The organism is Pedobacter nototheniae (assembly GCF_032678625.1).
GTDB lineage: Bacteria > Bacteroidota > Bacteroidia > Sphingobacteriales > Sphingobacteriaceae > Pedobacter > Pedobacter nototheniae_A.
Window position 1 is genome coordinate 296,129 of sequence record NZ_JAVTSO010000002.1, and the last position, 21,374, is coordinate 317,502.

A 21,374-nucleotide genomic window follows, 5' to 3' on the forward strand; every position below is an offset into this window, starting at 1 on the left:
AAATTAAGAATATTAAAAATAATTAACGCTTTTTTTACACCAACCTGCTGGTTTTTTACACAAAATCCTGTTTTCCTGCATAAATTATGTTAAATTTTATTTGAAGGTGTTTTTGTTACTTGTGTTTAATAGTATATTGCATTTGTAATAATCTGAATAATGAGTTGTTTTTTTATAAGCTAATGGTCGATGAATAAAATTGTATTATTAGTTTTAGGTATTGTTTTTTTGCTCTCTGCCCGCGTTTTTAGTCAAAATATTTCAAATGAAGGAACTGACTTTTGGGCAGTATTTCCTACGCATGTTCCAAGTGGAACCAATGCTGAAATTGCTATTTTTGTTACTTCTAAAACAAGTTCTGAAGCGACCGTTTCCTGTGGAACTTATACCGATACTAAGTTAATTCCTGCAAATACGGCTGTACAGTTTAATGTGCCCCGTGCTAACGCTTATATTGCCTTTGGTGAAGCAAATAGCTCTACACCGCTGGTAAATAGAGGGATACGTATAAAAGTGCCAAATGGAAAACCTAAAGTTTCGGCCTATGCGCATATCTATGGCAATGCTCGATCTGCAGCTTCTCTAATTCTGCCTTACGAAACATTAGGGCAAACATACTATTCTATGAATTATACCCAGGTTGATTTTGGGAGTTCGTATGGGAATAATTTCTTAGTACTTGTGGCTGCTGATGATAATATGGATCTGATCATACACGAAAGCAATGGTAATCCAAAATCTATTCATTTTAACAAGGCAGGTGATGTTTACGAATATATGGCCGGGCAAACAGATTTTACAGGAATATCTGTAAATACTGATCCAGCAACTTCCTCCTGTAAAAAATTTGCTGCTTTTTCTGGTAATTCCATGATTCGTCTGGAAAATTGCGGATCGCCAGGATCATCATCATCTTTTGATCCCTTATATCAACAACTTTACCCAACGGTAAGTTGGGGTAAAAATTACGGGGTGGTTCCGTTTAAAGACAGGACTTACATTTTAAGAATTATTGCTCAGGAAGATAATACTACGGTGAAATTTAACGGAGAATCGTTTGTGGTTAACAAAGGGCAGTATATAGAAAGTGCAACACTTTCTGCACCAACTTTTGTAACTGCCGATAAATTGATTTGCGTTGCACAATTTGCAATGAGCCAAAAATGTACATCTGCTATTGGTAGCGCCTTGGTGGGCGATCCTGATATGGTTATATTAAATCCCATCGAATTTAATATAAAATCAGTTACTGTATTTTCTTCAACATTGCAGAATATTACTGAACGTTACATTAATGTTTTAATGGCTACCAATAAAACATCAACTTTTAAGGTTGATGGTGTTGCACCAACAAGCCCTTGGGTGGTGATGACGAGTAACCCGTTATATTCTTACAATCAAATTCCTGTTCAGGGTACAAGTGGTGGTTCAACCTTTAAAAGCCTGACTTTAACAGCCGACGATGGTTTTAATGCAACGGCTTATGGCTTTGGTAATGCAGAGTCTTACGCGTATTCTGCCGGTACCAATCTGGCTTCAAATAATTACCTTACACTTATAAAGGAAGCCAGCCAAGAGGAAAGCGTTAATGGTTGTGTAAATGAGACTACCAGTTTTAAAGTAAGTTTGCCATACGAACCGGATCATGTAACCTGGGTTTTAGATGGGGGAACGCCTATAGAATCGGGACCTTCTCCTGCACATGAGGTTAAAACGGTTAATGGTCAAATAACTTATGTATACACTTATCCTAATACTTTAAACTTTCCCACTGCAGGTTTGCACAACCTAACTATAACGGCTCATTTATTGCCTAATGCTTCTACCTGTCAAAGTGGTGATTATACCATCACTTATCCTTTTAATGTTTATGATCCGCCAAAGGCAAATTTTGAACCAGTTGCCGCAACTTGCGAAAACTCAGAAATTGCTTTTATCGATAAAAGCATTTCTAATGTCCCTGATTTCTCCGTTACAGAATGGTTATGGAATTTTGGCGACGGCACAACTGCTTCAACAGAACAGAATCCGAAGCATACTTATGCGCATGAAGGGAAGTATACCGTAAGCTTAACCGTAAAATCGGGAACGAGTTGTTCTTCTGAAGTTTTCTCGCAAGAAATTACCATTAATCCTTTACCGGTTTCTCATTTTGAAAGCTTGCCGAAAGCTTGTATCAATACAGCATATTTAATTACGGATGGATCAACCATCAGTAATGCTAAGGCGCCAAATAAAATTGTAAAATGGCATTGGGATTTTGGAGATGGTTCTACACCAATCGATAAAACAGATGGCATGCCTTTTACTTATGTGTTTACTACTTTGGGTGAAAAGAATATTACTTTAACAACGACTTCTGAAAATGGATGTATAAATGTATCTGCCCCAAAATTAGTTACTGTATTTGCTTTACCTCAGGCCAGTTTTAATTTACCTGATGTTTGCTCTTCGGATGGTATGGCAACTTTTATTAATACGTCTACGGATGCAACTGACGGAGATGGAAATTTCACTTATAAATGGGATTTCGGAGATCCAACAAATACAGCATCAAGCAATACTTCTGCAGAAAAGGATGGGAAACACCAATATATAAATCCGGGTTCTTACACGGTTACTTTAACGGTAACGAATAGCAATGGTTGTGAATCAAAAAAGGTGGATAATTCTTTTGTGGTAAATGGCAGGATAGATGAGGCTAAAATTACAGTTCATAATCCGGATAATTTATGCAGCAATACGGATGTAGTTATTACAAACGGTTTTACCGCATTAATTGGTAAGGTTGTTAAAATTGAAATTTATAAAGACTATAAAAGCGGAGAAGCGAATGAGATCACCAAAACAATTTTATATCCAAATAATACAGATGATATCAACTTAAGCTATGATTCGTTTGGTGGGGTTGAGCCTAAAAAATATATAATTAGGGTTGTAGGCTATACCGGCGATAATGATGTTTGTATAAAAGAGTTTTCACAGGAAATTACCTTAAAGCCCGCACCACAATTGTCTTTTTCTGATATTGGATCTTTATGCGATAACCAGGCTATGGTAGTCATTACAGAGGCAAGTGAAACTTCCGGTTATCCGGGGCAGGGCGTGTTTACCAGTGATGGCGATGGAATGTCGGCCGATGGAAATTATAATCCAAAAATTGCGGGTACAGGTACTCATAATATTACCTTTACTTATACAGGTGATAATGGATGTGTTTCTTCAGTTACCAAAAGTGTACAGATTTTTAAATCTCCAACAGCAGATGCCGGCAGTACACTTTATGTTTTAGCAGGAGGAGAAATTAAGATTCCCGCAATCGCAGAAGGTTCTGACTTAACATATAAATGGACACCATCGGCAGGTTTAAGCAATGATGCAGTGTTAAATCCAATCGCTTCTCCTGAAAAGGATACAGAATATCAGCTGGAGGTAAGAAGCAATGAAGGGTGTACTGCAATAAGTACCGTATTGGTTAAGGTATTGGAAGCTTTAAGCCCTCCAAATACTTTTAGCCCAAATGGAGATAATGTTAATGATGTTTGGGTAATCAAGTATCTGGACAGTTATCCAAATGCTACTGTTGAAATTTTTAATAGAAACGGAAACCGTGTTTTTTTTAGCAATGGCTATAAAATACCTTTTGATGGAAATTACCAGAATGAACCACTTCCCGTAGGTGTTTATTATTACGTGATAAATCCTAAGAACGGAAGAAAAACTATAAGTGGACCATTGACCATAATTAGATAAAATTGAAAAAATATATATTCATATTCGCAATATTAATTGTTTGGTTTTCAGGTTATGCCCAGCAGAAACCTCAATATACCCAGTATATTTTTAATCAGTATTTGCTTAATCCTGCATTATCGGGAATAGAGAATTATGTAGATTTTAAAATGGGTTACCGGAAGCAGTGGGCAGGAATAAATGATGCACCACAAACCTCATTTGCCTCTGCAAATTGGGCGCTTGGCGATAATCAGTTGTGGAGTAATGCGTTAACTTCTTTTCCTGAGCAAACAGGAAATCCGATGGACCGAAGTTATATGCAAAACTATATGTCCTCTCCATCACATCATGGAATGGGGCTTACGGCAGTTTTGGATAAAACAGGTCCTTTATCAAGATTTGATGCAAATGTTACCTATGCTTACCACATTCAATTGAGTAATAATTTTAACCTTTCGGCAGGAGTTGCCGCAGGGATCTCAAGTATATCGCTTGATGTTAATGCTTTAACTTTTGATAATCCAAATGATCCCGCACTTTCCAGGGCTTTGGTAAATCAGGTAAAACCTGATTTAAGCATTGGTTTATGGTTGTATGGAGCAAGGATATTTGCAGGACTTTCAGCTCAGCAGATTTTGCCACAGAAATTACGGTTTACAAGTGATAATGTATATAACCAGGGAAAAGAAGTGCCTCACTTTTTTGGTACTGTTGGGTATAAATTTTTTGTGGATGACGAAATTGCAGCCATCCCATCCATTATGGTTAAATATGCACAACCTGCACCTGTATCTGTAGATTTGAACGTCAAATTTGCTTTTAAAGATAGGGTATGGCTTGGTGGTAGTTATCGTAAAGATGATTCTTTTTCGGCTATGGCAGGATTTAACATCGGCAAATTGGTTAACTTAACCTATTCGTATGATTTTACCACTTCCGAATTGAATCAGGTAAGCAATGGAAGCCATGAAATTGTTTTAGGCTTATTGCTGAATAATATTTATAAAGTACCATCAAGTATTAAAATGTGGTAAGTTGTTTATTATGTAATTGCAAAGTTTAATCCTGTAAGTTCTCCAAATAAGGCCGTAGCCATCAATCTGCAAATGGGTTTACCTTATTGTAGTAAATTAAATGTAAGGCCTTTGCCAGATCCCTGCAATTAGCCTATAATTACTGAAAAACAGATTTTAATTAAAGTTCTTTTCTTAACCTGGCAACCGGAATATTCATTTGCTCACGGTATTTGGCAACAGTTCTTCTGGCAATATTATAACCCCTGTCTTTTAAAATTTCGGTTAACTTCTCATCAGCAAGTGGTTTGCGTTTATCTTCATTGCCTATGCAATCTTCAAGAATTTTTTTAACCTCTTTATTGGAAACTTCTTCACCATTTTCGGTTTGAATGGCTTCAGAAAAGAAAGATTTTAATAAAAATGTGCCAAATTCTGTCTGAACATATTTTGAGTTGGCAACCCTCGATACAGTAGAAATGTCCATATCAATTTTATCTGCAATATCTTTTAAAATCATCGGGCGCATTTTACGCTCATCTGCCGTTAAAAAATATTCGTACTGATAGTGCATAATGGCGTTCATGGTTTTAAGCAAAGTTTGTTGCCTTTGTTTAATTGCATCAATAAACCATTTAGCCGAATCTAATTTCTGCTTAACAAATTGTACCGCTTCCTTTAGTTTTTTATCTTTTGATGAAGCTTTATCATAATGCTCAAACATTTCCTGGTAAGATCTGCTTACTTTTAGTTCAGGAGCGTTTTTTGAGTTTAACGTTAAAATTAAAACACCATCGTTATTGCTGATGTGGAAATCAGGAATAATTTGCATTTGCTTGGTTGTTACCTGGTTCGCGTCGCCCGGTTTAGGGTTTAAACGCAAAATTTCATTCACAACCTCTTTTAATTCTTCACTATCCAATCCCAGGCTTTTTTCAAGCTTATCGTAATGTTTACGTGTAAACTCATCAAGATAGTTTTCTACAATATTAATGGCTTTAACAATGATTGGATTTTGAACATCCTTTCTTTTTAATTGTATAAGCAAACACTCTTTTAAATCTCTTGCACCAATACCAGGAGGATCGAAACTCTGAATCAACCTGAGCATTTCCAATACATCTTCTTCCTCAACCATAACATTTTGAGAAAAAGCCAAATCATCAATCATTGAACTTAATGGACGGCGTAAATAACCATCATCATCTAAACTGCCAATAATTTGTTTACCCACTATAAAATCCTGGTCGGATAGAGGAATAAGATCTAATTGTTCTTGTAAACTTTCAAAAAATGTACTTTCAATCGCAATCGGAGTTTCTTTTTTCTCCTCATCGTCGTCGCCGTTATTGTAATTGGTACTGTAATCGTTGGTGCTGTCGTCCTGTAAATAATCATCTACATTAAACTCATCCATACCTGTGTCTTCTGAAGATTTTTCATAATCATCAGGACTATCGTTTAAGTCATCATATTCGCCTTTTGGTTCATCCTGAGTCATTAAACTGGGATCTTCCAGTGCCGGATTCTCTTCCAGCTCTTCTTTAACGCGGGTATCTAAAGCAACGGTTGGCACTTGCAGCAACTTAATAAATTGTATTTGCTGAGGTGATAACTTCTGTAATAATTTTTGTTGTAAATGTTGCTTTAGCATATTTAATTCGAAAGTATTTTGCAAAAATAAACAAATGATCTCAGATATTCCCCAGAATTAATTTAAATGCTTTTGATAAGGTTATTTAAAATATGTTGTAAACATTTGTAATCAATTTTATGTTTGTTACTTTCGTAAATAAATGATAAAAAAATAAACTATGGGATTTGTAAAAGAATTTAAGGATTTTGCTGTAAAAGGCAATGTTATCGACTTAGCTGTCGGTGTAATTATTGGTGCTGCATTTGGAAAAATTGTTAGCTCACTTGTTGAAGATATCATCACTCCAGCTGTATTAGGGCCTGCACTTAAAGCCGCAGGACTTGAAGATTTAAGTAAACTTACCATTGCAGGTACTGCAATTAAGTATGGTAACTTTTTATCGCAGGTAATTTCATTTATTATTGTTGCATTAGTTTTATTCATTATTATTAGAACTGTTAATAACATGAAGAAAAAAGAAGTGGAAGCGCCTGCAGCTGCCCCAGTTCCAACAAAAGAAGAGGTATTATTAGCTGAAATTAGAGATTTGCTTAAAGCAAAAGCCTAATTCTTTATACAGTAACTATAAAGAACTTCATCCCCTCTTTATAGTTACTTTTTTAATAACTCCTTTTTACATCCGGGTTGGTGATGATGATGTAATCGCCTAAGCTTGAGAATTTATTCCAGTCAGGATTATTAAATCCGGCATCAGAGAATGAAGAGATATTTAATACGCGTAACTTTGGCGTATATTTCTGTAGTTTGGCCGCAGTGCCGAGCTTTTCATCACTGTGAAAACGTCCGTTTAATTGCAGTACTTTAAAACCTTTATTTTCTTTTAAAAATTTAGCAATAGACCAGGCCATTGTTGCATCCCAAAGATTTTGAGTCTGATAAATTTTCATTGTGCCCATATTGTGCCCACCTAAGGTTTCGGTAAATTTATCGTTGTACCTTCCAACAGCAGTATCAATTGGCAAAGGAGGTAAGTATTGCATCGATGCTTTTGGGAAGTTTTTTAATGCATCTAAGCCATCTTTCGTTACCGCATTGCTATACCTTGTTGCCACATTTCCGCCTACAACCATTAAATTATTTTGCTTTGCATATTCAATTAATGGTTTATAATCTTTGTAATTGCCCCAGGCCCGGCTCTCTTTAATAAAGTTTTTTTCTGAAATTGACCCAGTGAGATATTCATTTAAAATCGGCTGAACATCTGTATGAAACATTTCCATGGTCAAAGCTGTATGTTTAGGGTATTTTTCATTCAATTTTTTTAATAACTCGGCTTCCAGGTAATGTCCGATAGAATCGTTATGCTCCTCACCAAAAAATAAAACATCTGCTTTTTCCATATCCGCTATGATGTTATCGACGGAAATAATTTGATGTTTTTTTACATCGTATATTTTATACTGTGTATTAATATCCTGTGCATAAATTCCAGCAGGAATTAAAAAAGTAATGATCAATAATAGAAATTTCATGCCGTCAAAATAGTAAAATAATTTTCACCGATGAAATTACGTGTTTTACCGCTATTTGTTTGTGCCTTGCAGACTGTGTATCGTTTAATGTATACTTTATAAATACATTTGAATATTAAAATTACACTAATGGAAAATTCAAATAGCAACAATAGCAATCGTTCTGGCAGGGCAATAAGCGGGGTAATTATCATTTTTATAGGGCTTGCTTTCCTGCTTGATAATATAGGCCTGCACATTCCTCATTGGGTGTTTAGCTGGCATACTCTTTTAATGGTTATCGGTATTCTTGTAGGAGTAAGACATAATTTTAGAGGTACGGGCTGGTTAATTATGGTCCTAATAGGAGGTTATTTTACCATAGATGATATAGTAGGCGCAGATTTCGATTTTTCTAAATATGCCATGGGAATCGGATTTGTAATTCTCGGGGCTTATTTAATTTTCAGGCCTAAGCATTCTATAAGAACAAGACGCCGGTTTAGAGATCGTTTTAATTCCTCTACGAATGATATGGATACTGTTCAGGGAGCTGAAACAATTAACAACAACGACCTGATAGATGTGGTTTCAGTTTTTGGGGGAAGCCATCAAACGGTTTATTCCAAAAGCTTTAAAGGAGGGGATATCACCGCCGTTTTTGGAGGAGCAGATATTAATTTAACACAAGCAGATTTTATTGATACAGTTAGACTGGATGTAACCGCAATTTTTGGGGGAATAAAATTAGTCGTACCGCAAAACTGGGCAATTAAATCAGATGTAACTGCAATTTTTGGAAGTGTTGAAGATAAAAGATCGCATATAATGCCGGATGGAGAAATTCAGAAAATATTAGTGCTCGATGGTACAGCAATGTTTGGAGGCATCGAAATAAAGAGCTTTTAAATCCCAAATCATGAAATGGTTCGCCGTAAATTATGTTTATCAGGTTATATGTGGATCGGGTAAACATACACCCCAGTTTAATGAGCAGGTGAGGTTAATTAAAGGAATTGATCTTCAACATGCTTTTAAAAAAGCTAAAATATTGGCTACAGAATACAACAGTTCATTTAAAAACTTCTTAAATGAAAACGTAAGCTGGGAATTTGTAGGTGTGGCGGGCATAGTAGAGATTGTTGAACCTGCAGAGGGCGTGGAAATAAGTTCGGTAATTTTAGAGCCTCTATCGGTTAAGGATTACCTGAAAAAAATAAAGCATAGAAATAAATTATTAACAGAAACTAACTAGACCGCTTTGACAACGAGACCGCTATCTGTACCGCAGATAAAAAAAATATCTACATCATTTGCCATTGCCTGGATTGTTCTGTGTGGTGTAGGTTTACATTATTTTATCAATTTTTCCTGGCTAATTTCCTTTACAGATAGCTTTATAAGCAACTTTTTGCTCGCAATAGCTTGTATTAGCATCAGCAATATGCTGGGCTATTACCAACCTAAAAACGAACGGATTTTATATGTCCTCATTGTAAGCCTGGCCTTAACATTTGTAATTCTTTTTGCTGCAAAATATACCCTGCTTTACATTTTTGCAGATTATAAAAACTATATTAATTTTTATAATTTCTCTTTCTCATTCAGGGGATTAATTTCTTTTATGTGTTTAGGATGGTGCGCTTTAGCTAATATTTTATGGTACCGGCTGGAAGAACAATCAGAAACCCAATCGCGCCTTTTAGCTGCTCAAAACCTTGCAAAAGAGGCCGAGTTAAATAAGTTAAGGCACCAGCTACAGCCACATTTTCTTTTCAACAGTTTAAACTCCGTTTTTGCCTTAACCATGGTAAACCCTAAAGAGGCAGGTGTTATGATTACTAAATTAGCTTCTTTTTTAAGGGGAACTTTAAAACGGGATGACGAGTTATGGGTATCAGTAGAAGAAGAAATGGAATATATTCAGCTTTATCTGGATATTGAAAAAGTGCGCTTTAGCCATCGTTTAAATATAGAGGTTAATGTTGCCGAGGATACACTTAAACTCCGTTTGCCAGGGACATTGTTGCAGCCCATTGTAGAAAACGCCATAAAATTTGGTCTTTACAATACCTCAGCCGGGATAACCATCCGGGTAGATGTAAGCGTTCAGCAACAAATTTTAAAGGTTAGGGTACAAAATCCTTTTGATCCTGAAATGAAAGCAGCCGGAGGAACAGGTTTTGGCTTGACGGCGATAAAAAGAAGATTATATTTGCTTTTTGCTAACCCTGATTTGCTGCAAACCGAAACAGAGGCAAATAATTTATATATTACCACTTTAAAAATTCCTCAAAATAATGATCAGAACCATACTAATTGATGATGAACCTTTAGCCAGGGATATTGTAAAACATTATCTTTCTGATTATAAAGAAATAGAAATAATAGCCGAATGCAATGATGGTTTTGAAGGTTTAAAGGCAATTGCTCAACATAAGCCTGATCTTATTTTTTTAGATATTCAAATGCCAAAAATCAGTGGTTTTGAAATGCTTGAACTTGTTGAAAGTAACCCCGCGGTAATTTTTACCACAGCGTTTGATGAGTTTGCAATAAAAGCCTTTGAAGTAAATGCCGTCGATTATCTGTTAAAACCGATAGATAAAAATCGTTTTGATCAGGCGATGCAAAAACTGCCATCCAGATTAAATCAATCAGAAAATACTGAAGCGGTTTTAGATGCAGCCGCTTTAAGCCCAGCACAAAACAACAGGGTAGTGGTAAAAAAGGATGGCGTAATTAAAATTATTCCCGTTGCCGATATCAATTACCTGGAGGCTGACGACGATTATGTGAAATTAAGTACAGCTGACGGTGCTTTTTATAAAAATAAAACAATGTCTTTCTTTGAGCAAACCCTCAATGCAGATCAGTTTATAAGGATACACCGTTCTTATATTATTAACCTTGCGCAGGTAACTAAAATAGAGCTTAAGGAAAAAGACAGTTACGTGGTGTTGCTAAAATCAGACATCTGGTTACCGGTGAGTAAAACCGGATATGTAAAACTTAAAGCTGCACTGGGCATGTAGCCAGCCTTAAAATGCCTTTGAAATCAAAATTTACTCACATAGATTAAGGTTAGGCTGGGAGGTTCGATAATAATTACTACATTTGCCTTTCAATAAAAAATAAAAACAAAAGAGACTTGCATTTATAAACGAATAACTTTATATTTGCACCTCTTAATTTTAAAAATTACAACAGATAATATACAGTCATGAAAAGAACATTCCAACCTTCGCAAAGAAAGAGAAGAAACAAACACGGCTTCCGCGAAAGAATGGCAACAGCTAACGGCAGACGAGTATTAGCATCACGTCGTGCTAAAGGAAGAAAAAGATTAACAGTTTCTGACGAGCGTAAGCACAAAGCATAATTTTTGATTGCTTTTCCGGATTAACCGGAATCGGCAGATCAGATTCTGCAATTATCAATCAAAAAAATATGTACACATTTCGAAAAGAAGAACGGTTATGCAGCAGAAAGCATTTAGATCTGTTGTTTAAAAACGGTTCTTCTTTTTTATTATACCCATTTCGTATTTCCTATCTTTTTATTGATCAGCCTGCTGAAGTTCAGGCACAGGTTGTGATCAATGTTCCTAAAAAAAGATATAAACGGGCAGTAGACCGTAATCTGTTAAAACGTCGTATTCGGGAAGTTTACCGTTTAAATAAACAAGAAAATTTTTATACCCAGTTGCCGGCAGATAAAGGCTTATTGTTATTTTCTATTCAATTTGTAGGTAAAGAGAAGTATAATTATGCTTTCTTAGAGAAAAAACTACTCGCTACTTTTAAACGATTTAAAACGTTGATTCAACCAAATGAAGATCATTAATAAAATTTTTGGCTGGTTTTTTTTAGGTTTAATCAGAGTTTACCAATATGCAATTTCCCCAATGCTGGGTGCAAATTGCAGGTTTACACCTACTTGTTCACAGTATGGAATGGAGGCAATAAAAAAATACGGACCATTTAAAGGTGGTTGGATGGCGCTTAAAAGAATAGGTCGTTGCCATCCTTGGGGAAAACACGGACACGATCCCGTGCCCTAATAATAAAATTTTAAGCCTTCTACCTTAAAACCATCCAGCTTTTTTATCTTTGCCACATGGCTAAAATACTTCAGATTGAAACAGCTACCTCAATTTGCTCTGTTGCATTATCTATTGATGGAAAAACAATTGCTTTAAAAGAAGAGAGCGGACAAAACCTTCATGCCAGTAATTTAACTTTGTTTGTTGAAGAGGTAATTAAAGCCGCAGGTTTAACCTATAAAGATTTGGATGCTGTTGCAGTAAGTAAAGGGCCAGGTTCTTATACAGGGCTTCGTATTGGTGTTTCTACAGCTAAAGGTTTGTGTTATGCCTTGGATATTCCATTAATTGCAGTAGAAACGCTTAAAATGATGGCAGCAGGTTTTCTTTTTGAAAACCCCGATTACGGTAATTTGGTTTGCCCGATGATTGATGCAAGAAGGATGGAAGTTTATACAACCCTTTTTGATGCTGAATTAGCCGTTTTAGAACCTACAGTTGCAAAAATTATTGATGAAACGAGCTTCAAATCCATTCTTGAGCATAGCCAGGTTACTTTTTTAGGTGATGGTGCTGCAAAATGCGCCGAAACATTAGCTCACGCCAATTCAAGCTTTAGCGAAGTTAATTTCAATTCGGCCAGTTATATGTCTGAACTATCTTTTAATGCCTTTAGGAGCGGTGATTTTGAAGATGTAGCCTACTTTGAACCTTTTTATCTGAAGGATTTTGTATTGACTCAACCCAAAAAGAAAGCCTGATTATTTTCTTTTGAAAATTGAAAACAGGTTCTTAAAAAAACTCCCGCCTTCATTATCATTGATGCCTGGCATGACGTCGCTAAATTGCGGATGGTTTACAACATTGCCAAACTTAATGCCTACACCCATATAAAATGAAGCGCCATTAGGTCCGCTGCCAATACTTGCATCACTTTTTATAAGTCCGTTTACCTGGCTGGCCGTTGAGACTAAATTATCCGTTCCTAAAAAAACTTCGAAATTAGGTGTTTGGTACTTTCCCTGTAAGCCCACCATGAAAATATTGTTTAGATTGTACAAAGGGGTAACACTTGCCGAAAAATCATTGTAACTAAATGTATTCACTAAAGCAACATCTCCTCCTTGATAAAATAAATTTTTTGAGAGGATTAAACCAGGTTTGTAAAAGCCATACACTTTAGAAATGTATACATCTGCTTTAGCGTTTGTTGGACTTAAAAACTTTTTTGATTGCTCCGAAAGCAAAAAGATGTCCTTAATTTCCTGATTTGTATTTTTTTGGTTAAAAGCAAGGTCTTCAATAAGTTTATCAGTATTAACAGAAGTTCTTTGAGCGCTGTTACGCCACCATATAAAACCTAAATCTTTAATGTTAGCCATTAAAAACAAACCTTTTTTACTTGTATAATTTGTTCCGAAGCTAAATGATAATCCAGGGTTTTTAAAATTAGGAAAGAAGGTTTTTTTATCGATTTCTTTTGTGTCTCTGAAATTACTTGAATAAACACCATTTAAACCAATAGCTAAAGAGTTTTGTGCTTCGTTTATGTAAAGACTTGAATTATAGATATTAAGTTTGTTGTATAAAATACCGCTCAGTAAACTGGCCTTTAATCCAAAAGCCAGTCGTTTATTATAGTTTTCTCGATAGGTAAAACTAAACTGGTGATAAGTTTGCTGGTAGCCACTGGTGTTAAAAATATTGTTGAGTAAAGTATTGGTTGGAAATCTTGTGTATGAATCAAAAATGGCTAAAGTTTCGTTGGTATAATCTATATGAGAATCTGATCTAATCTGCCAGGAAAAGCCCATTTCCTTTTGATATTTATAAGATTTGAACATGCGGAAGGCTGCAATGTAAACATTACTGTTTTCATAAAAGTTATTCAGTTTGCCCGTTCCAATATCCAGTGATCTGGTGTCATTTATGCCTTCCTGAGTATATTTTCTAATGGTATATTCTGCAGGACCTTTGTTTGCTCCATTTACGCCAAAATAGGGCATAAAGAAGTTGGAAGAAAATTTTCTGGAAGAATCCAATGTGAACGATTTTTGTGATGGATTCTCAAAGGCATCAAACATTGTTTTCGTCCCAAATAACGAATATTGCTGTGCATGCAGGGTGCTAACACCCAATAAGATGATTAAGGCAAGTAAAAGTTTCTTCATGAGGCGAGGTTACAGCTTGTTTTGTATTAACGGTTGCTTGTTGAATCTGGTATTTCTGTTTTTAAATATTTGTTTAAAAGCATGTTAGTGATAAATTTATTTTTATCTGCACTCATTTGATAGTAAAAAGTATCAAAACTTTTTAATGCACTGTCAGCCCTTAAATGTTTGTAAAATGGTAATAAAATATTGTTTCTGAAAATATCAGAAGAATTTTTAGTGTTAATATAATAACTGATGTTTGAAGTATTCGAAATTTGGTTTAACGCATCAATATACTGTGGAGTTTGCATTAAAAGCCTGTTGTTTTTATAATGGCTAAGAAATGATTGTATCGTACTCGCATTATTTGCGGCGATTAAATTGTTATCAATAATGGTATAATAAGGCCTGCTGAATTTTTTAAAGGGCTCACCAAAATAAGAATATAAAATGTCAGAAGATTTAAAAAGCTTAATATTTTCATCATAATCTGCACTAACATCCAGCAAAAGCTGCTTAACCTTTTCTCCGTTGCTTAAAGAAATTGCACCTAATTTTTCTGTGGTACTTAACTGAAAAATAATGAATTGATTTTTAGCATATACAGGAAATATAGTATTTAAATCTGTTCTATATTCATTTTTTATGCTCTTTATAATTTTTGATACTTTCTCAGCTTCATTTTTTTCAGTGAGCCAGCCGTTTAATTTCTTAAACCACACTTTGTAATCGTCAGTAGCATACAAAGTGTAATTTGCTGTATTATCCGGAAGTAGGTTGGTGATAGAAATGTTTTGAGGTGGTGTGTTTTCAAAAAGTTTAAGGTAATTATCTGTTGATCTCAGTTCGGTATTACCATTGAATAAAATTTTCTCCTTGCTGAAATTGTAGTTTAGCGATGCGAAGCTATTTTGTTTATTGAATAAAGAAATTTCGCCATTGATATTTCCCGCAATTATATTTTTAAGTAGAAGAGGAGCCTGATTAAAATTAACGTAAATATGGGCAAGTACATTTTTATTATACCGGTTATTCTCTTTAATATATTCTGTAAATGGGTTTTCGGCCAATCTTATTTCTGCATCTTTTACTAACTTTAAAGAAGTAGATGCAGTTACAACTTTATTTTCAATACCAAAAAAAATAGATGTACTATCGCTTAGTTTTAAAATGAAAATATTTTGTTCCCCGCTTTTAGCAATAACACCATTGGTTTTTAATTGATTGTAGAATTGTTTAATGTTTTTTTCTGACTGGATTTGAACCGTTAATAAGAAATTAAGTGTTTTATTAGAATCAGGCAAAACACTCAGGTAAATCTGCTGATCTTTAATAAAACCGTTCAATGCAGGTATGTTAATAATACGATCTTTTAAGTCGATTAATAGGTTAGTTTTTTCTTTTCCTAATACCTGTTGTATAAGCCCTTGTCCGGCAATAATATCATAAAAGCCCTTGTCATTTTGAAAAGAAAAGATCAGAGCTGCATTATTAGTTGCAGATTGTAAGGCCAGGTCCTTAGCGTTATTATCCGTACTTAATTTTGTAAAATACAGATAAGCCATAAAGGCTACACCCAGCAGCAGTGAACTTATTAAAATTATTATTTTTTTCATGTGTTTATGCAACAAATTTAATTTATTACATCGATTAGTAAGAAGTTCTTTACCATTTTATTAATTTAGCGGTTGCTTTAAGCAAAGTTTTATGAATAAACGAATTATCCTTACTGCTTCTTTTTTTGGTGCTGTTGCTGTTTTGTTAGGCGCTTTTGGTGCCCACGGTTTAAAAAGTTTAATAGATGCACCTTCGCTTGAGATTTGGCAGAAAGGTGTAGATTATCAATTCTATCATACATTTGCGCTTTTATATCTTTCTACATTTGCCCGTTACAGAAATAAGCTTATAAATATTGCATATTTCTGTTTTACTTTTGGCATTATATTATTCTCCGGTTCTTTATATTTGCTTGCCACCCGTAGCATTTTAAATTTAAGCTTTACCAATTTAATAGGCCCTATTACTCCAATAGGAGGCTTGTTGTTTGTATTAGGTTGGATTATGCTATTTTTTGCAGCAATAAAAGATAAATAATGAACACATCCGAAGCCGATTTTTTTTCAGAAAGAGAAACACTTTTTGTTGAAGTTATTTTGCCATTATCTTTGGCTAAAAACTACACATATCGGGTACCCTTTGATTTAAATAATCAAATTGAAATTGGGAAAAGGGTTGTTGTTCAGTTTGGTAAACACAGAATTTACACAGCATTGATCAGTGCGGTAAGTACTAATCCTCCAATTGCATACGAGGCCAAATATATCATTGATGTTATAGATGCCGAACCAGTGATTACCTCCAACCAACTTAAATTTTGGAACTGGATGACACAATATTATATGTGTAATGAAGGTGATGTAATGGCAGCGGCGCTGCCTGCAAGTTTAAAACTGGCAAGTGAAACCATCCTGATCCTGCGGGAAGATTACAACGAGGATACCACTTTAACAGATAAAGAGGAATTAATTATTTCGGCTTTAAAAAAGCAGCAAAAGCTTACTGTTAATGATGTTTCAAAGCTTTTAGGACAAAAAACCATATATCCAATCATCAATCATTTGTTGGATAAAGAATTGATATATGTTGCTGAAGAGGTGGTTCAAAAGTATAAGCCTTTACTGAAATCATTTATTTTACTAAACGATTTTTATACTGAGGAAGAAAACTTAAAACAACTTTTTGAGATTTTAGAACGGGCGCCGAAACAATTGGATGCTTTGCTTACCTATCTTAAACTTAATAAATCGGGTATACCCATTTCTAAACAACAACTTCTTGATGAAAGTAATTGCGGGCAAGCTGCATTAAAAGCTTTAACCGATAAAGATATTTTTGTTGTTATGAAACGCCCGGTAAGCAGGCTTGCCGCACACGATGAAGAGTTTAGTGTAAACTTTACTTTGAACGAGGGGCAACAGAAAGCTTTAGAAAGCATTAACCAATCTTTTTTGGAAAAGGATGTTGTGCTTTTACATGGGGTTACTGCATCAGGCAAAACCCAGGTTTATATAAAGCTGATTGAGAAAATTATACAGGAAAGCAATGGACAGGTTTTGTTTTTATTGCCCGAAATTGCTTTAACCACCCAAATTGTTGAACGCATTAAACGCTATTTTGGAAATGCTATTGGTGTTTATCATTCTAAGTTTAACAATAGTGAACGGGTAGAAATCTGGAATAAAGTTAGAAGTGGCGCTTATAAAGTGATTTTAGGCGCGCGCTCGGCTGTTTTTTTGCCCTTTCAGGATTTAAAGTTAATTGTAGTTGACGAAGAGCATGAGCCGTCTTACAAACAATATGATCCTGCTCCACGTTATCAGGCCAGAGATGCCGCTATTTATCTCGGGCATTTACACCAAACCAAAGTAATTCTGGGTTCGGCAACACCTTCTCTGGAAAGTTATTTTAATGCTTTAAGTGGGAAGTACGGTCTTGTAGAAATGAAAGAACGTTTTGGCGGCGTTCAGTTGCCAAACCAACAGGTTGTGAGCATCGCTGAAGAAACCAAGAAGAAAAAGATGGTTTCTTATTTTTCAAGCGTGCTGATTAAAGACATTGACCTGGCCCTTGAAAAGAAAGAACAGATTGTACTTTTTCAAAATCGCAGAGGATATGCCACCATTTTAATATGTGCTACCTGTGGTTATACACCCAAATGTGTAAACTGCGATGTGAGTTTAACTTACCACAAAAGTAGTGGCAAATTGCATTGTCATTATTGTGGTTACTATCAAAGCAGCGTAAATATATGTCCGGCATGTGGTTCGGTACATGTGGAGCAAAAAGGTTTTGGAACCGAAAGGATAGAGGAAGAACTTAAACTCCTTTATCCCGAAGTTAGTATTGCAAGACTGGATATGGATAGTACCAGAACTAAAAATGGTTTGCAGCAGATTCTTAATGATTTTCAGGATAAAAAAACCGATATTTTGATTGGTACACAAATGGTTGCAAAAGGTCTGGATTTTGACAATTTAAACCTGATTGGTGTTATTAACGCAGATACTTTACTTGGCTATCCGGATTTTAGAGCATATGAAAGAAGCTTTCAATTACTTGCGCAGGTTGCGGGTAGGGCAGGAAGGCGGGCAGACCAGGGAAATGTGTGTATACAAACTTATGATGCCGAAAACCGGATTATAAAACAGGTTGTAAATAATGATTACCTGGGCATGTACAATGATGAAATTGCGGAGCGGGAAAGATTCTTGTACCCGCCCTTTTCGAGAATGATTTTTCTGTATATCAAACATAAAGATCAGCATGTACTTGACCGTGCTGCAGGCGCACTCGCCAATACACTTAAAAGTAAATTCGGCCAGCGTGTATTAGGGCCAGAGCAACCGTTGGTTAGCCGTGTAAGAAACCTTTACATTAAACAAATCATAATTAAGGCTGATAAGCACACCGCAATTCAAAAGGTTAAAAATGCACTAAGAGAAACCCTTACTGAATTTAACGTCACTAAAGATTTCAAAAGTGTAATTACACAAATTGACGTAGATCCGTATTAGTTTTTTCTGTTTAAATTAAATTGTAGTCCGGCAGAAATTGGATTTAACAAAAACTCCCATTTTCTATAGGTATTTACAGTACGGGCAACGCCGTTTGGATCAGCAATATCCTGTTTTTCATAAGAATAGTAAAAATCAAGGTTGCTTTCTGCAAAGAAAGCAAGCTGAGAGATAATATTTACTTTTAAACCGATAGCAGGAGTTAAAACCAGCCCATTTTTAGTAACGTCTGCTGTTTGATTAACGCTGCTTGCAGATTGGATTTTAGGCGAAACTATACCCGTAAAACGATTGGAACGATAGCCTAAATCAAAAGCGAAATAAGGCTGAATTCTTGAATAGTTGAAGTTTTTTTCAAAACCAATTTTAAATGAATAATCTGTTACTTTACCACTACCAATTTCACAGGTAGCACAAGTATTATCAAACTTAACATCATTGCGAAAGTAATTTCCACTAATTCTATAACTAATCTGGTTATCGTTGAATTTCAGCATAAGTCCGTTTGCGTATGCGTTAGTATAATCCTGCGTATTGGTTTGATTTAATATTTTTGGCAATTGCATTAAACTGAAAACTCTTAATCCTACTGAATAATTATAATCGGCACTGGTCGATTGTGCAAAGGATGCCAATGTTGTAAGGGAAATAAATAAGCTTAGCAGAGTTCTTTTCATGTATTATGGTAGTTTTTTAAAGATTTCAAAAGTAAAAATAATTATTTACTAAACTTACAATTATTATTCTTATGTCTGAATTAAGGAAAATGTTTTTAGTTTTGATTTACTGTTACTTATATGATTAGAATGATTTTAGCCTTGTTTCCCCGTTTAAAAAAGCTAATTTTGGCATCAAATGGCCTATAAATTTGTTGATAATTATCGTGAGCGTGGTGCAAGGAAGAAACTTGTAGAGTTATTAAAATCTCGTGGAATAGAGGACGAAAATGTATTAAAAGCAATAGGCAAGGTGCCACGTCATTTCTTTTTTGATGAAACTTTCTGGAACCAGGCTTATAAGGATATTGCTTTTCCGATAGGAGATGGGCAAACCATTTCTCAGCCTTATACCGTTGCCTACCAAAGCGAGTTGCTGCACATTAAAAAAGGGGATAAGGTTTTGGAAATCGGAACAGGCTCCGGCTATCAAACTTGTATTTTAATGGAACTGGGCGCAACGGTTTTTACTATAGAACGACAAGAAAATATTTTTAACAGAACCATTCAGGTTTTACCGGGCATGGGTTATAAACCAAGTTTTTATTGTGGTGATGGTTCTAAAGGTATAGCTGAAAAAGCCCCTTACGATAAAATTATTGTAACTGCGGGTGCACCGCTTGTTCCTGAAATATTATTGAAACAACTTAAAGTAGGTGGTATATTGGTTATTCCTGTGGGTGATGAAAACACACAAAAGATGGTAACGGTGATTCGTGTAAGCGATACAGATTATGAAAAAATAATTTTGGATACTTTTAGATTTGTTCCTTTAGTTGGAGATCAGGCCTGGTGAAATTAGTTTAGAATTTAGACTGTGGCCATAAGCCTTTTTGAACTAAAACCCGAAACACCCAACGTAAAATACTCAGATTTACCTTTTCATTGCCCTATCCAGCTCGCGTTTGCTGTCCCGGTCTTTAATGCTATCGCGTTTGTCAAATTCTTTTTTACCTTGCGCTAAAGCAATCTCCATTTTGGCAAAACCCCGTTCGTTTATAAATATGCGTAAAGGAACAATGGTATAACCTTTTTCTTCACCTTTTACCCTTAACTTTTTAAGTTCTTTCTTTTGAAGCAATAAGGCACGGTCTCTTTTAATATCGTGATGATAAAATGAACTGTGGCTATACTCCGAAATATGAAGATTTCTTACATATAAAATATCGCCTATAAACATGCAAAAAGCATCGGTCATATTTGCTTTACCTTGTCTGATTGCTTTTATTTCTGTACCTAAAAGCGCAATTCCGGCTACATATTTGTCAATTAAATTGTAATCAAAATAGGCTCTTTTATTTTTTATATTAATATCGTTTTTCAAAATTTATCTCTTTCTGTTGACGGGTTTAAACCTCCGCTACGTTTTAATGCTGGCCAAATAGCCGGGATGCAAATATCTTAAAAATTAATGTTATACCTATTTTTAATTAAATCATCTTGAAGATATTTAACAAGATTGTTGTTCATCTGTTTGTAAAACCTCAATTTTAATTGTTTCTTAAAGAATTAATTGAGGTATGTTTGAAAGGTAATCTATATAATAATGAAATTAAAAAACTTTCTTTTCGTCTTTGTTTTATTTATTGCTGTACAGGCAAAAGCACAACAACCAAGTTTATTACCGCAGTTTACATTTTTTAAACTGGATGGAAAAGCTTTCTCCAATAAGGATATGAAACAAGGCAAGCAAAACTTATTTATTCTTTTTGATTGTACTTGCGAACATTGCCAGAGAGAAGCGAAAGTTTTAAAAGAAAATTATACCCAGTTTAAGAATATAAATATTTATATGGTTACCCTGGATGAGGCCTACATTGTTCCTCAGTTTTTCACTTCTTATGCTCCGGGATTAGATGCCAAAGCTAATGTTACTGTACTTCAAGACAGAAATAAAACCTTCATTCCGGCATTCTTACCTTCAAAATATCCAGCGATGTACCTTTATTCTCCAACCGGAAAATTATTGGTTTACAACAGTGGCGATGGAGGCATTAAAGCAGTCCTTAAATCGGTTAAAAAATAATTTT

The 21,374-nt window shown here is 35.1% G+C and carries 21 protein-coding genes; 15 read left to right on the plus strand and 6 right to left on the minus strand.

The window, feature by feature from the left end; all coding sequences use genetic code 11:
* Window positions 1-189 precede the first annotated feature (189 nt).
* On the plus strand, window positions 190-3,753 hold the full coding sequence (locus R2Q77_RS07005) for a PKD domain-containing protein (RefSeq protein ID WP_316803007.1): 3,564 nt from the start codon (window positions 190-192) through the stop codon (window positions 3,751-3,753).
* Between the two features lie 2 nt (window positions 3,754-3,755).
* Window positions 3,756-4,769, plus strand: coding sequence for a type IX secretion system membrane protein PorP/SprF (locus R2Q77_RS07010; RefSeq protein WP_316803008.1), 1,014 nt, complete (start codon window positions 3,756-3,758; stop codon window positions 4,767-4,769).
* Window positions 4,770-4,929: 160 nt separating this feature from the next.
* On the opposite strand, the gene rpoN is transcribed toward R2Q77_RS07010, so the two are convergent.
* Complete coding sequence (gene rpoN, locus R2Q77_RS07015; RefSeq protein WP_316803009.1) at window positions 4,930-6,402, minus strand: RNA polymerase factor sigma-54; 1,473 nt, start codon at window positions 6,400-6,402, stop codon at window positions 4,930-4,932.
* A gap of 160 nt (window positions 6,403-6,562) precedes the next feature.
* On the opposite strand from rpoN, the gene mscL reads away from it, so the two are divergent.
* Window positions 6,563-6,952, plus strand: a complete 390-nt coding sequence (gene mscL / locus R2Q77_RS07020) for a large-conductance mechanosensitive channel protein MscL (RefSeq protein ID WP_316803010.1) — start codon at window positions 6,563-6,565, stop codon at window positions 6,950-6,952.
* A gap of 52 nt (window positions 6,953-7,004) precedes the next feature.
* Here mscL and R2Q77_RS07025 read toward each other — a convergent pair whose 3' ends face one another.
* A complete protein-coding gene (locus tag R2Q77_RS07025) occupies window positions 7,005-7,877 on the minus strand; it encodes a ChaN family lipoprotein (protein ID WP_316803011.1) in 873 nt (290 codons plus the stop codon).
* 129 nt (window positions 7,878-8,006) lie between these two features.
* Between R2Q77_RS07025 and R2Q77_RS07030 the strand changes: the two genes are divergently transcribed.
* The 8 genes from R2Q77_RS07030 (at window position 8,007) to tsaB (ending at window position 12,662) form a co-directional block, all read left to right on the plus strand.
* Window positions 8,007-8,765, plus strand: coding sequence for a LiaF transmembrane domain-containing protein (locus R2Q77_RS07030; protein WP_316803012.1), 759 nt, complete (start codon window positions 8,007-8,009; stop codon window positions 8,763-8,765).
* 10 nt (window positions 8,766-8,775) lie between these two features.
* Entirely contained in the window at window positions 8,776-9,111 is a 336-nt protein-coding gene (locus tag R2Q77_RS07035) for a DUF4288 domain-containing protein (protein ID WP_316803013.1), read from the plus strand.
* Window positions 9,112-9,117: 6 nt separating this feature from the next.
* Window positions 9,118-10,179, plus strand: a complete 1,062-nt coding sequence (locus R2Q77_RS07040) for a sensor histidine kinase (protein ID WP_316803014.1) — start codon at window positions 9,118-9,120, stop codon at window positions 10,177-10,179.
* The gene (locus tag R2Q77_RS07045; RefSeq protein WP_316803015.1) at window positions 10,157-10,891 is read left to right on the plus strand and encodes a LytR/AlgR family response regulator transcription factor; all 735 of its coding nucleotides are present in this window, start codon (window positions 10,157-10,159) and stop codon (window positions 10,889-10,891) included. Before R2Q77_RS07040 ends, R2Q77_RS07045 begins: the two co-directional genes overlap by 23 nt.
* A gap of 188 nt (window positions 10,892-11,079) precedes the next feature.
* Window positions 11,080-11,238 carry a 50S ribosomal protein L34 gene (rpmH, locus tag R2Q77_RS07050; protein WP_090883778.1) on the plus strand — a complete coding sequence of 53 codons (159 nt, stop codon included), beginning with the start codon at window positions 11,080-11,082 and terminating at the stop codon, window positions 11,236-11,238.
* A gap of 68 nt (window positions 11,239-11,306) precedes the next feature.
* Complete coding sequence (gene rnpA, locus R2Q77_RS07055; protein ID WP_316803016.1) at window positions 11,307-11,702, plus strand: ribonuclease P protein component; 396 nt, start codon at window positions 11,307-11,309, stop codon at window positions 11,700-11,702.
* On the plus strand, window positions 11,689-11,919 hold the full coding sequence (gene yidD, locus R2Q77_RS07060; protein WP_316803017.1) for a membrane protein insertion efficiency factor YidD: 231 nt from the start codon (window positions 11,689-11,691) through the stop codon (window positions 11,917-11,919). The genes rnpA and yidD overlap by 14 nt, the downstream gene beginning before the upstream one ends.
* A gap of 56 nt (window positions 11,920-11,975) precedes the next feature.
* Complete coding sequence (tsaB, locus tag R2Q77_RS07065; RefSeq protein WP_316803018.1) at window positions 11,976-12,662, plus strand: tRNA (adenosine(37)-N6)-threonylcarbamoyltransferase complex dimerization subunit type 1 TsaB; 687 nt, start codon at window positions 11,976-11,978, stop codon at window positions 12,660-12,662.
* Here the strand turns inward: tsaB and R2Q77_RS07070 are convergent, their stop codons facing one another.
* Together R2Q77_RS07070 and R2Q77_RS07075 are read right to left on the minus strand one after the other, a co-directional pair.
* On the minus strand, window positions 12,663-14,072 hold the full coding sequence (locus R2Q77_RS07070) for a DUF5723 family protein (RefSeq protein ID WP_316803019.1): 1,410 nt from the start codon (window positions 14,070-14,072) through the stop codon (window positions 12,663-12,665). It lies immediately after the preceding gene.
* Window positions 14,073-14,098: 26 nt separating this feature from the next.
* Window positions 14,099-15,670: a hypothetical protein gene (locus R2Q77_RS07075; RefSeq protein WP_316803020.1), complete on the minus strand. Its 1,572-nt coding sequence runs from the start codon at window positions 15,668-15,670 to the stop codon at window positions 14,099-14,101.
* 91 nt (window positions 15,671-15,761) lie between these two features.
* On the opposite strand from R2Q77_RS07075, the gene R2Q77_RS07080 reads away from it, so the two are divergent.
* Both R2Q77_RS07080 and priA read left to right on the plus strand, forming a co-directional pair.
* A complete protein-coding gene (locus tag R2Q77_RS07080; protein ID WP_316803021.1) occupies window positions 15,762-16,148 on the plus strand; it encodes a DUF423 domain-containing protein in 387 nt (128 codons plus the stop codon).
* Window positions 16,148-18,628: a primosomal protein N' gene (gene priA / locus R2Q77_RS07085; RefSeq protein WP_316803022.1), complete on the plus strand. Its 2,481-nt coding sequence runs from the start codon at window positions 16,148-16,150 to the stop codon at window positions 18,626-18,628. The genes R2Q77_RS07080 and priA overlap by 1 nt, the downstream gene beginning before the upstream one ends.
* Here priA and R2Q77_RS07090 read toward each other — a convergent pair.
* A complete protein-coding gene (locus tag R2Q77_RS07090) occupies window positions 18,625-19,305 on the minus strand; it encodes a hypothetical protein (protein ID WP_316803023.1) in 681 nt (226 codons plus the stop codon). The genes priA and R2Q77_RS07090 overlap by 4 nt on opposite strands.
* 178 nt (window positions 19,306-19,483) lie before the next feature.
* Between R2Q77_RS07090 and R2Q77_RS07095 the strand changes: the two genes are divergently transcribed.
* Window positions 19,484-20,140: a protein-L-isoaspartate(D-aspartate) O-methyltransferase gene (locus R2Q77_RS07095; protein ID WP_316803024.1), complete on the plus strand. Its 657-nt coding sequence runs from the start codon at window positions 19,484-19,486 to the stop codon at window positions 20,138-20,140.
* A gap of 78 nt (window positions 20,141-20,218) precedes the next feature.
* Here the strand turns inward: R2Q77_RS07095 and smpB are convergent, their stop codons facing one another.
* Entirely contained in the window at window positions 20,219-20,668 is a 450-nt protein-coding gene (gene smpB, locus R2Q77_RS07100) for an SsrA-binding protein (RefSeq protein WP_131537335.1), read from the minus strand.
* A 222-nt stretch (window positions 20,669-20,890) separates the two neighbouring features.
* On the opposite strand from smpB, the gene R2Q77_RS07105 reads away from it, so the two are divergent.
* Entirely contained in the window at window positions 20,891-21,370 is a 480-nt protein-coding gene (locus R2Q77_RS07105) for a TlpA family protein disulfide reductase (RefSeq protein WP_316803025.1), read from the plus strand.
* Window positions 21,371-21,374: the final 4 nt, after the last annotated feature.